This window comes from Streptomyces sp. RK9, assembly GCF_045070545.1.
Lineage (GTDB): Bacteria > Actinomycetota > Actinomycetes > Streptomycetales > Streptomycetaceae > Streptomyces > Streptomyces alboflavus.
In genome coordinates this window covers 289,422-302,861 of record NZ_CP173704.1, presented here as the reverse complement: position 1 = coordinate 302,861, position 13,440 = coordinate 289,422, and the positions used below count along the sequence as shown (strand labels likewise).

At 72.9% G+C, this 13,440-nt stretch carries 9 protein-coding genes and 1 tRNA gene; 6 read left to right on the top strand and 4 right to left on the bottom strand.

Translation table 11 applies throughout. From position 1 onward, the window contains the following. Nucleotides 1-30: 30 nt before the first annotated feature. Nucleotides 31-103, bottom strand: a tRNA-Arg gene (locus AB6L24_RS21450). Nucleotides 104-578: 475 nt separating this feature from the next. Between AB6L24_RS21450 and AB6L24_RS21445 the strand changes: the two genes are divergently transcribed. Together AB6L24_RS21445 and AB6L24_RS21440 are read left to right on the top strand one after the other, a co-directional pair. Beyond that, nucleotides 579-3,302: a DNRLRE domain-containing protein gene (locus AB6L24_RS21445; RefSeq protein WP_405657511.1), complete on the top strand. Its 2,724-nt coding sequence runs from the start codon at nt 579-581 to the stop codon at nt 3,300-3,302. A 16-nt stretch (nt 3,303-3,318) separates the two neighbouring features. Continuing rightward, nucleotides 3,319-3,654, top strand: coding sequence for a hypothetical protein (locus AB6L24_RS21440; RefSeq protein WP_405657509.1), 336 nt, complete (start codon nt 3,319-3,321; stop codon nt 3,652-3,654). A 30-nt stretch (nt 3,655-3,684) separates the two neighbouring features. On the opposite strand, the gene AB6L24_RS21435 is transcribed toward AB6L24_RS21440, so the two are convergent. Beyond that, on the bottom strand, nt 3,685-4,623 hold the full coding sequence (locus tag AB6L24_RS21435) for a LysR substrate-binding domain-containing protein (protein ID WP_405663212.1): 939 nt from the start codon (nt 4,621-4,623) through the stop codon (nt 3,685-3,687). Nucleotides 4,624-4,835: 212 nt separating this feature from the next. Between AB6L24_RS21435 and AB6L24_RS21430 the strand changes: the two genes are divergently transcribed. From AB6L24_RS21430 to AB6L24_RS21420, 3 genes are all read left to right on the top strand, one after another. Beyond that, on the top strand, nt 4,836-6,047 hold the full coding sequence (locus AB6L24_RS21430) for an NAD(P)/FAD-dependent oxidoreductase (protein ID WP_405657507.1): 1,212 nt from the start codon (nt 4,836-4,838) through the stop codon (nt 6,045-6,047). A gap of 74 nt (nt 6,048-6,121) precedes the next feature. Then, nucleotides 6,122-7,648, top strand: coding sequence for a 2-oxoadipate dioxygenase/decarboxylase family protein (locus AB6L24_RS21425; RefSeq protein ID WP_405657506.1), 1,527 nt, complete (start codon nt 6,122-6,124; stop codon nt 7,646-7,648). 121 nt (nt 7,649-7,769) lie between these two features. Further along, complete coding sequence (locus AB6L24_RS21420; protein WP_405657505.1) at nt 7,770-9,320, top strand: aldehyde dehydrogenase family protein; 1,551 nt, start codon at nt 7,770-7,772, stop codon at nt 9,318-9,320. A gap of 70 nt (nt 9,321-9,390) precedes the next feature. Here AB6L24_RS21420 and AB6L24_RS21415 read toward each other — a convergent pair whose 3' ends face one another. Next, nucleotides 9,391-9,918 (bottom strand): GNAT family N-acetyltransferase, encoded by a 528-nt coding sequence (locus AB6L24_RS21415; protein ID WP_405657504.1) that lies wholly within the window; start codon nt 9,916-9,918, stop codon nt 9,391-9,393. 762 nt (nt 9,919-10,680) lie between these two features. Here AB6L24_RS21415 and rho point away from each other — a divergent pair. After that, nucleotides 10,681-11,919 (top strand): transcription termination factor Rho, encoded by a 1,239-nt coding sequence (gene rho, locus AB6L24_RS21410; protein ID WP_405657502.1) that lies wholly within the window; start codon nt 10,681-10,683, stop codon nt 11,917-11,919. Nucleotides 11,920-11,966: 47 nt separating this feature from the next. Here rho and AB6L24_RS21405 read toward each other — a convergent pair whose 3' ends face one another. After that, nucleotides 11,967-13,298 carry a M6 family metalloprotease domain-containing protein gene (locus tag AB6L24_RS21405; RefSeq protein WP_405657501.1) on the bottom strand — a complete coding sequence of 444 codons (1,332 nt, stop codon included), beginning with the start codon at nt 13,296-13,298 and terminating at the stop codon, nt 11,967-11,969. Nucleotides 13,299-13,440 lie beyond the last annotated feature (142 nt).

Genomic DNA, 13,440 nt, shown 5'->3' with positions numbered 1-13,440 from the left:
TGCTGATACATCCGGCACGGATGCCGTCCGTGCCCCCGGCAGGATTCGAACCTGCGACACCCGCTTTAGGAGAGCGGTGCTCTATCCCCTGAGCTACGAAGGCGGGCCTTGCCGGAACGTGGGGCGAAGCTTCGGTGGGATCACCGGGCCGCGTCCTGTCGCCGCAAGGGCCTGGGCTGCCGTGTGGCAGTTCAGGACAGCGTAGCGGATCGAGGTGTCGGGGCGGACGGTGGTGGTGGCGCGGGGTTCGGTCGGGTGGGGTGTCGGCCGGCCCGTCCGTGTCGGGCGCTGTCGCGGTGGTGCTGTCCGGGGGGGGGCGTTCGAGCCGGGGGGAGCGGGGGAGTGGGGGCGTTCGAGGGCGATAGGGGTGGTTTGGTGCGCTCGCCACTTCTGGAGGTTATTGAGTGGTTATCCACCAGCTCAGGTAAAGGTCAGGTACAGGACGGGCCAAAAGTCCCTATTTGATCTTGACCGTCCCGTGTTTGTATGCAGCGCGTAAGTCGATCACGGTGGTCACCTGCCGCTCCGCCAGGGGGCGGGGGCTGTGTCGCCGTGCCCTGAATTCCTGGAGTTATCACGTGAAGCGCAGTTGGCGTGCCCGCACCGCGGGGATGGCGTTGTTGACGGCCGGTGCCGTCCTGACCGCCACCCCGCACGCCATCGCACAGCCCGCGGCCGTGGCCGCGGACAAGGACGCCGCCGAGGTCGATCGGTTCCTCGCGGATCTGGAGCGGGAGGCGCGCCGGGGGGACAAGGGGCTCGAGACGTTCAAGTCCGCCCCGGTCAAGGAGGCCGAGAGCGTCGAGGCCGCACGCGTCGCGGCCGCCGTGCAGGGCCGCAAGGTCGAGGTGCTGCAGCTGCGCACCGAGACCGACACCGTGCACGCGAACCCCGACGGCACCCTCACCCGAGAGATGGCCGCCGGCCCCGTCCGGATGATCCGGGACGGCGAGTGGGTGGACGTCGACGTCGACTTCAAGGCCGCCGCGGGCGGCAAGGTGGCGGCCAAGGCGCACCCGCAGGACCTGGAGCTGGCCGGGAAGGGCGGCACGCTGCCGAAGTCCATCGAGGACGTGGCGAAGGCGCCGCAGGACGAGGCGCGTGACCTGGTCACCGTCGGCACCGGCGAGAAGCAGCTCGCCGTGCGGTGGAAGGGCGGCCTGCCCGCACCGAGCCTCAAGGGCAACGTCGCCACGTACAAGGACGCGGTCCCCGGCGGGGACTTGGTCGTGGAGGCCACCCGGACGGGGTTCGAGCAGTTCCTGAAGCTGCGCGAGGCGCCGGCGGACGGGGCCCCGATCGTCCTGCCCATGACGGTGCCCGACGGCATGACCGCCGAGCAGAACGCCGACGGGTCGGTGACCTTCACCGACGCCGAGGGCGAGGACCAGGTCCTGATGCCCGCCCCGGTGATGTGGGACGCCACGGTCGACAAGAAGTCCCTGGAGCGCACCAACACCAAGCCGGTGGAGATGAAGGTCGCCCAGCACGGCAACACCGTGGAGCTGACCCTCACCCCGGACGCCGAGTGGCTGAGCGACCCCAAGACCGCGTACCCGGTGACGATCGACCCCGCCACCGACACCCTGGACGTCCTCTTCGACACCTTCGTGCAGGGCGGCGACACCACCGACCAGTCCGCGAACACCGACCTCAAGCTCGGCTGGCCCGGCGACCACGCGGGCACCACCAAGCGCACCGCCCGTTCCTTCCTGACCTTCCGCACCTCGAACTTCGCCGACGCCCTGGTGTCCAAGGCGACGCTGAAGATGTGGAACTACCACTCCTGGTCGTGCGAGAAGCGCGGCTGGGAGGTGTGGGCCGCCGACCCGGCGGACAAGAACACCCGCTGGGCCAAGCAGCCCGCGCTGAAGGAGAAGGTCGCCACCTCCACCGAGACCAGGTCCGCCTCGTGCAAGAACGAGGGCTGGGTGAGCGCGGACGTCACCAAGCTCGCGCAGACCTGGTCCTCGGCCAAGGCCGAGCAGGGCTCCCTCGCCCTGAAGGCGGCCGACGAGTCGGACACGTACGCCTGGAAGCGGTTCCGCTCCTCCGAGGCCGCCGACCAGAACCAGGTGCCCACCCTCGAAGTCACCTACAACTACCGCCCCTACAACGGCATCAACCTCCAGGCCGGCACGCCGTTCCTGTCCCAGGGCGGCATCTTCAAGGTCAACTCGACCACGCCGACCCTCCGCTTCTCCGCCGAGGACCACAACGGCGAGGACCAGGTCACCGGCACCTTCGAGATCACCGACACCTCGACGAACAAGGTCGTCGCCACCCTCAACGCCGCCCCGGTGCCCTCCAACAGCACCTCCAGCCTGAAGGTCCCCGCCGGAAAGCTCGTCTCCGGCAAGACCTACAGCTTCCGCACCACCACCTACGACGGCACCCACTACGCCAACGGCTGGTCCGACCCCGTCCGCTTCACCGTGGACACGGCGTGGAAGCCGACCGCCGCCGAGAACTCCCTCGGCCTGGCCAACCTGTACTCCAACGCCGCGGACATCACGGCCGCCACCGCCTCCGACGGCACGTACGCCTCGATCGCCGCGACCGAGGAGACCACCGTCTCCATCCCCTGGGACGGCAAGAACAACGGCATCGACATCCACAACCAGCTGATGCCGAACACGCTGTCCATCCCCCAGGGCGGCACCAAGGGCACCCAGGTCGGCGGCAACGTCGTCTACACGTCCTCCGGCCCCGTCGACACCGTCGTCCAGCCCACCACCGACGGCGGCTCGCGCACGCTGAACATCATCAAGAACAGCTCCGCGCCGCGCGAGTACGAGACCGGCTTCGTCCTCCCCGCGGGCATGAAGGCCGTCACCCACGACGACGGATCCGTGTCCCTGTACTCGGCGGGGGACGACAACGCCGACAAGGCGCCGCAGAAGGAACCGGCGGGCTTCTTCGACGCTCCGTGGGCCAAGGACGCGAACGGCAAGGACGTCCCGACCAGTTACAAGGTCGTCGGCAACAAGCTCGTCCAGCGCGTCGACTTCGACGCGAACAGCGCCTTCCCCATCGTCATCGACCCGTCCTGGTGGTCCACCACCAAGAAGGTCCTCAAGTGCGCCACGTACGGCCTCGCCCCCTTCGTCCTCGGCTTCACCCCCGCGGGGTCGACGAAGCGGGTCATCACGGCCGTCCGTCTCGCCAAGAAGATCGGGTTCAAGAAGACCGCCAAGCTGATCTACAACTACTCCAAGCGCCGCAAGATGGAGCCCTCGATGCGGAAGATGGTCGGCGCGTTGATCGGCATCGAGACGATCAAGAAGAACTGCAAGTTCTGATCACGAGGGCCGACACATGCTCATCAACACCATCGCAACGGCCGTCCTCCTGGCGGAACTCGGCGTCATGATCCGGTTCCGGCTCGTCCGCGGCCGCCGGGAGCGCCCCGGCGACTGGCCCCAGCCGACCGACGCCCGCTACGGCCACCTCGCCGCGGCCCTGGCCGCCGCACTCGTCGGCTGGGCGGCGACCGGCGCGGACACGGACTGGGGCACCCTCGTCACCGTGCTGTTCCTCGGCGTCGTCATCCCGGCCCAGGCCGCCCTCGCGGCGGCCCTGCTGTGGCGGCCTGCCGTCGGCTGGGCCGTCTGCGCGGCGGGCGGGCTCGCCGCGGGCGTCGTCAGCCTGTAGCCGACCCGCGCCCCCGGCCCCCCGGCGTCCCTACCCCGTCTCACCCTCCAGCAGCGCGACCAGCGAGGTGAGCGTGGGCAGGGACGCCGAGGCCGTGCGGTAGATCATGACGATGTGCCGCTCCGGAGCCGGGGCCAGGGGAAGGACGTCCACCCGGGACGGGCGCAGGCGGAGCATCAGGTCCGTCACCGTCGCGACGCCGACCCCCGCCTCCACGAGCGCCAGCGTCGCCGCCGTGTCCGTCACCTCGTGGTGGACCCGGGGCTCGAAGCCCGCCCGGCGGCAGGCGGTGCGGATCGCCCTGCCGTAGTACGTGGACGGGGACGGCAGGATCCAGGGGAGCGGCTCGGCGGCGGCGAGGGGCAGGGGGGTGGGCGGGCGGTCGGCGTACGTCCCGGGCGGCACGGTCGGAGCGAAGCGTTCCGTGTACGTCCCCGGCGGCAGCGCCAGCGCGAAGCGTTCCGTGCGGAGGTGGCGTACGCGCAGGCCCGGGTCGCGGGGGATCGGCACGTCCGGGTAGTCCAGGCCGAGCGCCAGGTCCACCGTCCCCGACGCCACCGCGTCGTACACGTCGTCCACCTCCATGTCCCTGCTGCGCACCTCAAGGCCGGGGTGCGCCTCGCGGGCCCGGCGCAGGGCCTCGGGCAGGATGTCGGCCGCCGCCGTCGCGAACAGCGCCACCCGGAGGATCCCGGTGATCTCGGTGCGGGTGCGCTCCACGGCCGCCATCGCCTCCGCCTCCGCGGCCAGGATCCGCTCCGCGTGCTCGGCGAGCGTGCGGCCCGCCTCGGTCAGCTCGACCCTGCGGCCCGCCCGGCGAAGCAGCTCCCGGCCCGTGGCCCGTTCCAGGGCCGCGATCTGCTGGGACACACCGCCCGGCGTGTACCCGAGCGCGGCGGCCACCGCCGTGATCGTTCCCCTTCTGCCCAGCTCCACCAGGGAGCGCAGCTGGGCGCTGGTCCAGTTCACGGCGCGGGTCCGGGGCGCGGCGCGGGGCCGCGGTCGGGGGTCGGCATCGGGCGGCTCGCTCTCCTCGTTCACCGGCGCGTCCGTATAGCAGTCCTCAACGGTCACGCGCAGGATCTGTTCATGGACGTCAATGGTCGCCCTGCTGCACGATGACCGGTAGATCGAGTCGAGCCCCTGTTGACCGCCCCCTGTTGAGTGGGAGGGATCGCACCTTGACCTCTACGACCTCCACGTCGGCCGCAAGCCCGGGCGCACCCTCCGGCCCGCCCTCCCTCGTCATCGTCGGCGGCGGCGTCATGGGTGTCTCCATCGCCTTCCACCTCGCCGAGGCCGGGGTCAGGGACATCGTCGTCGTCGAGCGCGGCACGCTCGGGTGCGGCAGTTCGGGCAAGCCGATCGGCGGGGTACGGGCGCAGTTCTCCGACCCGGTCAACATCGAGCTGGGGCTGCGGAGCCTGCGGGCGTACGGGGACTTCGGGCGCAGGCCCGGCGGGGACATCCGCCTTGAGCGGGCCGGGTATCTGTTCCTGCTGAGCGACGAAGCGGATCTCGCCGCGTTCGAGGAGAGCGTCGCCACGCAGAACGCCCTGGGCGTGCCCAGCCGCGTCATCGGCCCGGAACGCGCGCGTGAGCTGTGTCCGTACGTACGGAGTGAGGGCCTCGTCGGCGCCGTCCACTCGCCGGACGACGGCCACGCCCGCCCCGGCCTCGTCATCCAGGGCTACGCCCGCGCCGCCGCCCGCGCCGGGGTCCGGTTCCGCACCGGCACCACGGTCACCGGCGTGGACCTCGACGACGCCGGCGGGCGCGTCACCGCCGTCCGCACCGACCGCGGCGTCATCCCCTGCTCCACCCTCGTGTGCGCCGCCGGGGCCTGGTCCGCCGGGGTCGGCGAGGCGGCCGGGGTGCGGCTGCCGGTGCGGCCCCTGCGACGCCAGATCGCCCTCACCCGGCCGCTGGACCCGCCCGCCCCGCGCATCCCCTTCACCATCGACTTCTCCTCGACCGCCTACTTCCACAACAGCGACGACGGCCTGCTCGTCGGGCTCGCCGACCCCGCGCAGGAGGAGGGGTTCGACACCACCTGGACCCCGGACTGGGTCGAGCTGTTCCGGGACGTGGCGCGGCGGCGCGCCCCCGCCCTCGCCGACCTGGAGATCGCGGGCGGATGGGCCGGCCTCTACGAGGTCACGCCCGACCGGAACGCCCTCATCGGACGGGACGCGCGCGTCTCCAACTTCCTTTACGCCACCGGGTTTTCCGGCCACGGGTTCCTTCAGGCCCCCGCCGTGGGAGAGGTTGTACGGGATCTTTTCCTCGGGCGGCGGCCGGTCGTCGACGTCACCCCGCTCGGCGCGGACCGCTTCCGCGAGGGCGACGGCGGCGCGGCCACCGGCGGCCGCCCCGAGGCCCACGTCGTGTGACGAGCAGGAATCGCAGGAATTGCAGGTCAGGTATCGCAGAAACTGCGGCAACTGACGGACAGGGAGGCAATGTGATGGAGCATCAGGCCGCGCACGAGGTGTCCGGCGCCGTCCCCGAAGGGGCCGCCTGGCTCACCCCGTGGCAGCTCCGCGCCGCCTTCGCCGCCCGCCTCTCCACCATGTACGGGCGCGAGGTCCCCGCGTACACCACCCTCGTCGACGTCTCGCGCGAGGTGAACGAGGACGTGCTGCGCGAGCGCGGCGCGGACGCCGAGCGGCTCGGGGCGATCGGGCGGGTCACCGCCGAGCGGCACGGGGCCATCCGGGTCGGGACGCCCGCCGAGCTGGCGCAGGTCGGCCGGGTCTTCGGTGCCCTCGGGATGCGGCCCGTCGGGTTCTACGACCTGCGCGAGGCCGCAGCCAGCGCCGTGCCCGTCGTGTCCACCGCCTTCCGCCCGGTCGGCGGCGTCGAGCTGGCCCGCAACCCCTTCCGCGTCTTCACCTCGCTGCTCACTCCGGCCGACCCCCGCTTCTTCGACGCCGACCTGCGGGCCAGGCTCGAACGGTTCCTGGGGGAGCGGGAGTTGTTCCCCGCCGAGCTGCTCGCCCTCGCCGACCGGGCCGAGGCGGAGCAGGGGCTGCCGGGCGGCGACGCCGAGCGGTTCCTGGAACTCGCCGTCGGTGCCTTCGAGTTGTCGCCCGAGCCGGTCGACCGGGCGTGGTACGAGACGCTGGAGCGGGTCTCCGCCGTCGCCGCGGACATCGGCGGCGTGCGCAGCACCCACATCAACCATCTGACCCCGCGCGTCCTCGACATCGACGAGCTGTACCGGCGGATGACCGACCGCGGCGTCCGGATGATCGACGCCATCCAGGGGCCGCCGAAGTGGGACGGGCCGGACGTGCTCCTGCGCCAGACCTCCTTCCGGGCCCTGGACGAGCCGCGCGCCATGCGGCAGCCGGACGGGAGCGTGGTCCCGGGGGCGCTGCGGGTGCGGTTCGGGGAGGTCGAGGCGCGAGGGATCGCGCTGAGCCGGCGGGGGCGGGCGCTGTACGACGAGTTGCTCGCGCGGCTCGACGCGGAGGGGGCCGGAGGGGCGGTGCGGGGCGGCGCCGCAGCTCAGGGCGCGACCGCGGCCCGGGACGACCGGGCCGACCAGGCCCCCGCCCCCGTCACCCGCGCCGACCGCGCCCGCGCCCTCTGGCCCGACCACTTCCCCGACACCGAGCACGCCCTCGCCGCCCGCGGCCTCGCCCACTTCACGTACCACGTCGTCCCCGACAGGCCCCGCGACGGCCGCACCCCGCCGCCGGACCTGCCCGGGCTGCTCCGCGAGGGCTGGGTGCGCGCCGACCCGATCGTGTACGAGGACTTCCTGCCCCGGTCCGCCGCCGGGATCTTCCAGTCCAACCTGGACGGCTCCGGCACCCGCAAGGACGGCGAGGCGGGCGCCGCGTACGACAGCGACTGGCTGTCCGGCGCCGTCGGCCGGGACGTACTCGATCCGTTCGCCCTGTACGAGGGGCAGCAGGAACGGTCCCTCGGGCGGGTCGCGGAGGAGCTGCGGCTCGACCGGGTGGAGGTGCCGCCGCCCGCCTGAGCCCTGCCCCGAGCCCGCCCTGCCCCGAGCCCGCCCCGCCCCGAGCCCGGCCCGCGCATCGCCCGGCCCGTCCGACCGGCCCCACAGCCCCCGGCCCGCACCCCTCGACCCAAGGAGCCCCATGCCCCGCACCCTCCCCACCACCGACGACCTCCGCACCCGGGCCCGCGCCGCCCTCGACCGCGTCGGCGTCACGCTCGACGAAGGCGTGGGTGGCGGCGGATCCGAGCGCGAGGTCTGTCACGCGCGCACGCCGATCACCGGCGAGCGCCTGTTCCCCGTGCCCGCCGCGAGCGCGGCCGACGTCGAGGAGGCCGTCGCCGACGCGCACCGCGCCTTCCTCGCCTGGCGGTCCACCCCGGCCCCGGTCCGGGGCGAACTGGTGCGCAGACTCGGCGAGTTGCTGCGCGAGCACAAGAGCGACCTCGCCGACCTCGTCACCGTCGAGGCGGGCAAGATCCGCTCCGAGGCGCTCGGCGAGGTCCAGGAGATGATCGACATCTGCGACTTCGCGGTGGGTCTGTCCCGGCAGCTGTACGGGCGGACCATCGCCTCCGAGCGGCCCGGGCACCGGCTCGCCGAGACCTGGCACCCGCTGGGCGTCGTCGGGGTCGTCTCCGCGTTCAACTTCCCCTGTGCCGTCTGGTCCTGGAACACCGCCGTGGCCCTGGCCTGCGGCGACACCGTCGTCTGGAAGCCGTCCGAGCTGACCCCGCTGATCTCCCTCGCCTGCGCGCGCCTGCTCGACCGGGCCGCCGAGGACGTCGGCGCACCCGACGGCGTGCACCGGCTCGTGATCGGCGACCGGGCCGTCGGCGAGCGGCTCGTCGACGACTCCCGCGTCGCGCTCGTCAGCGCCACCGGCTCCACCCGCATGGGGCGTGAGGTGGGGCCGCGCGTCGCCGCCCGCTTCGGCCGGACGCTGCTCGAACTCGGCGGCAACAACGCGGCCGTCGTCGCGCCCTCCGCCGACCTGGACCTCGCCGTGCAGGGCATCGTGTTCGCGGCGGCGGGCACGGCCGGACAGCGGTGCACCACGCTGCGCCGCCTCATCGTGCACCGCGACATCGCCGACACCCTCGTGGCCCGGCTCACCGCCGCCTACGCCAAGCTGCCCGTCGGCGACCCCTTCGACGACGCCACCCTCGTCGGGCCGCTGATCTCCACCGCCGCGCTGGACCGCATGCAGGAGTCCGTGGCGCGCGCCCAGGCCGAGGGCGGCAAGGTGCTCGCGGGCGGCGGCCGCCGGTTCGCGGACATCGCGCCCGACGCCGCGTACGTCGAGCCGGTGATCGTCCGCGTCGGCGCGCAGACCGGGGTCGTCCGCGAGGAGACCTTCGCGCCCGTCCTGTACGTCATGACGTACGAGACCCTGGAGGAGGCCATCGCCCTGCACAACGACGTGCCGCAGGGCCTGTCCTCCAGCATCTTCACCCGCGACCAGGCCGAGGCCGAGCTGTTCCTGTCCGCCGAGGGGTCCGACTGCGGCATCGCCAACGTCAACATCGGCACCAGCGGCGCCGAGATCGGCGGGGCGTTCGGCGGCGAGAAGGAGACCGGCGGCGGGCGGGAGTCCGGGTCCGACGCGTGGAAGGCGTACATGCGGTCCGCGACGAACACCGTCAACTACTCGGGGAGGCTGGCGCTGGCGCAGAACGTCAGCTTCCTGTGAGGCTCCGCTTCCTGTGAGGCCCCGCAGCCTTACGTAATGTCCCTGATATCCCTTACGTACCCCTGATCCCTTACGCGGTGTACCGTCGCCCGGACACGGCCCCTGTCCGGGCGACGCCCGTGAGGTCCCGGGTGTACGTGATGCCGGGGCGGCCGTCGAGCTCGATCTCGCCCGCGGGGACGAAGCCGCAGCGGGCGAGGACCGCCTCGGAGCCGGGGTTGTCGTGGGTCGTCGATGCGCGCAGGGACGTCAGGCCGTACTCGGTGGCCGCGAGGGCGCACACCTTCTCCACGGCGGACGTGGCGAGTCCCTGCCGGGCGGCCTTCTCGGCGATGCGGTAGCCGAGTTCGGCCGATCCTTCCGCCACGTCCACGAGGTTGACCCGTCCGAAGATCTCGCCGTCGCCGCCCACGAGGACGTGGAAGTGGCAGTCCCCGCTCTCCTGCTCGGCCAGGAGTGCCGCGTGCCGTGCGTCGAACTCGGCGAAGTAGGCGTCGCCGCGGTCCGGTACCGACGCGGCGAAGTACGCGCGGTTCTCCCGTTCGAAGGCGAGCAGGGCCGGGGCGTGGTCGGGGCGCAGGCGCTGGAGTTCGGGCATGGGAGAACGGTACGGCGGGGTGGGCCGGGAACGGCAGGGCGATCGGCCTGAGTTGTCGACTCTCTTGCGGTGATGGGGGGTTCTGGGGGCCTTTGTTCTAGTCCCCGGTGCGCGACTGGCTCCCGGCAGCCAGGGTCGCACGCGGCGTTCTGGTACCGCGTGCGACCCTCCCGCCGCCCGTGCCCACCCCCGCCCGGCTGCCCGTGGGGGGCGCAGTCGGGCGGGGCGGTCAGCTGTGGGACGGGCCGTCCGGGCGCCGGCCGACGCGCTCAGGGGCATCGGCCGACGCGGTTCGGGGGTGGTGCGGGAGTGTGCGGGGGGCTTCGGGGGTCAGGTCTTCCTGCCTGCGGGGTCGCACTGCGCGTCCCTCACGAGTACTGAACGTACTGGATCACGCACGTAGCGTCACCGGGCGTGCGGAGGCTCAAGATTCTCGGCGGATTGCGCCGTGGGCGCCGTCGGTGTGCTACGGTGCGGACAGCACGTGTGTACGCCCCCTCTGGGCGCCGGTGCTTCTTTCCCCGTTTCGGGTGTCGCCGTTTCTCGGGCGCTGGACTTCACCGCCCTTCTCCATCGCAGTACCGCACCACCTTCTGCTCCATCCCCTCGGCTCCACCCCGTACCGGGTCTCGTTCCCCTTCACGGCTCGCTCGTGGTCCGCGTTCCGCCGGCCGCGCTCCCGCCGAACCGCCCGTCGTACCAGGCGTGACTCTCCGCCGCGCGGGCCCCTTCATTCGCATGTCCGCGAAAGGACCCACACTCATGACCAGCCAGATCCTCCACAGCGGTGTCCTGGACATCGCACCCACCGGCGCGAACCGCGCGGCCAACAGCCGCAACGCCACCGGCCCCAACGGCGCCGGCGGCACCGCGAAGGACCGCAACGCCCCCAACGGGCACCTGCGCGGCGCCGGTTGCCTGCCCGGCCCGGACGACGTGCTCGTCCCCGCCGCCCTCATCCGCCGACTCGGCCTGCGCACCGGCGACTTCGTCGAGGGCACCTGCGGCGAGAAGCCGCGCGTGCTCGCCGAAGTCGCCCGCGTGAACGGCCGCGCGCCCCGAACGCCCGGCTCCCGGCCCGAGTTCGCCTCCCTCACCCCGCTGCACCCGCGCGAGCGGCTGCGCCTGGAACTGCCGACCGAGGCGGCGCCCGGCGCCCCCGCACCCTCCCGCACCACCCGAGGCGCGCTCGCGACCCGCGTCATCGACCTCGTCGCACCCGTCGGCAAGGGGCAGCGCGGCCTGATCGTCGCGCCGCCGCGCACCGGCAAGACCGTCCTGCTCCAGCAACTCGCCGCCGCAGTCGCCGAGAACCACCCCGAGTGCCACCTCATGGTCGTCCTCCTGGACGAACGGCCCGAGGAGGTCACCGACATGCGGCGCTCCGTACGCGGCGAAGTCCTCGCCTCCACCTTCGACAAGACCCCCAAGACGCACATCGCCCTCGCCGAACTCGCCGTCGAACGCGCCAAGCGGCTCGTCGAGGAGGGCCGCGACGTCGTGATGCTCTTCGACTCCCTGACCCGCCTGTGCCGCGCCTACAACAACTCCGCCGCGTCCGGCGGCCGCACCCTCAGCGGCGGCGTCGACGCGGGCTCCGTCCAGGGCCCCAAGCGCCTCTTCGGCGCCGCCCGCCTGGCCGAGGAGGGCGGCTCCCTGACCATCCTCGCCACCGCCCTGGTCGACACCGGCTCGCGCGCCGACGACTACTACTTCGAAGAGCTCAAGTCCACGGGCAACATGGAACTGCGCCTGGACCGCACCCTCGCCGACCGCCGCGTCTTCCCGGCCATCGACGTCACCCCGTCCGGCACCCGCCGTGAGGAACTCCTCGTACCGGCCACGGAGTTGACCGCCCTGCGCGGCCTCCGCCGCGCCCTCCACGCCCGCGAGGGCAGCGGCGGCCTGGAAGCCCTCCTCGAACACATCCGCCGAACCCCCAGCAACGCGGTCTTCCTGCGACAGGTACGGGAGACGGTGCCGGGGGCCGTGGCGGCGTGAGGCCCGCGGTGCGGGACAGTGGGCCGAGCCGGTGCCCCGATGTTTCCTCAGCGCTCGCCACGCGTGATGTGCACCCGATAATTCCCCTCCAGATCCGCCCCCGCCACCGTCACCCGCACCCCCGCGTCCCGGTCCCGGAACGTTTCGCCCGGGGTGTAGGGGGCGTCCGAGAGTTCGGCGTGGACGTTGGGGCTGCGGGTGCAGCCGCCGCTGTCGCGGGTGGCGTCGGAGACCGTGATGGGGCCGCGGCCGGTGTCGACGTCGGCGTCGACGCGGTAGATGAGGACGCCGGGGCGGCAGACGGCCTCGTCGTTGCCCGCCTGGGTGCGGACCTCGACGGCGTAGCCGGTCTTCTTGGTGAGGGGGATGAAGGCGAGCTTCGTGCCGCCGTTCCCGGCCAGCGGGCTGAGCAGGTGTTCCGTGGTGCCGGGGGACGCGGCGCAGTTCACCTGGGTGTCGTCGAGCCAGCCCAGCTTCCACTTGTGCCAGGCCAGGAGGTCGTTCCCCGCGCCCCAGTCCTCGCTCATGATGTCCCAGTGGCCGACCGCGCCCCCGCCGTCCTGCGTGTACAGGTCGGGCAGGCCGAAGACGTGGCCGTTCTCGTGCGGGAGCACGCGGTAGCCGGTCTGGTCGTAGCTCCCGGAGCCGTCGTCCTGGCGGCTGTAGACGAAGGACGCGTTGGAGACGGGCACGCCGTCGGCGACGGGCGCCTCGTGGTTGCCGGCGAACGTCACCGACAGGACCGTGTCGAGCGCGGAGGGGCCCGCGTTCGGGGTGACGAGGATGTTCACCAGGTCGTACTCCGAGAAGTCCACGTCCGCGTCGGCCGCGGCCACGATGTCGTCGACCAGCTCCCGGTAGCCGGGGTCGAAGGGGGCGCCCCGCTCTATCCCGTACTTCTTGAAGGGCTTCGGCATCCGCAGCCAGTCCTGGACGGGCGCCTCCGCGCGGTAGTCCACGCGGCCGTAGGAGCTGGTGCGGAACCAGTCCGTGGTCTGCGGGAAGAACTCCCCGAGCCGGTCGAGCGCGGAGCCCTCACCGGGGGCGTCCGAGAAGTCGATCATCAGGTTCAGGGCCCGCACCATGCCGGTCGAGCGGGCGTAGCCGGGGCCCGTGGGGATGCCCTCGGGCATCTGCACCCCGAGGTCCCCGCTGATCATGCACGGGCCGAGGGCGGTCGGCCGCGCCTGCGCCGTGGACCCCGCGGCCGACGGCGTCTCGGCCATCAGCCGTCCGGTGCTCGCCGACGCGGTCACCGCCAGGGCGAGGGCCGTGAGCCCGGCGAGGGCCGCCGTGCGCGGCGGGACCCGGCGGGCCGCCCTGGCCGCCCGATCGCGCGGGCGGGGGCGGGCTATCGGCTTCGGGGTCGGCTGCTGCATGCGTGAGCCCTCCACTCCGCGGCAGCCGCCGGTCCTGGCTGCACCCTGTTCGCTCACCCTGTGCCGGGGTGTGCGCGGGCGCTCGCTGAGCGCGACCGATCGTGGGTTTCTGCCGGTGGGAGGGGGTCCGTGCGGGGGGCGG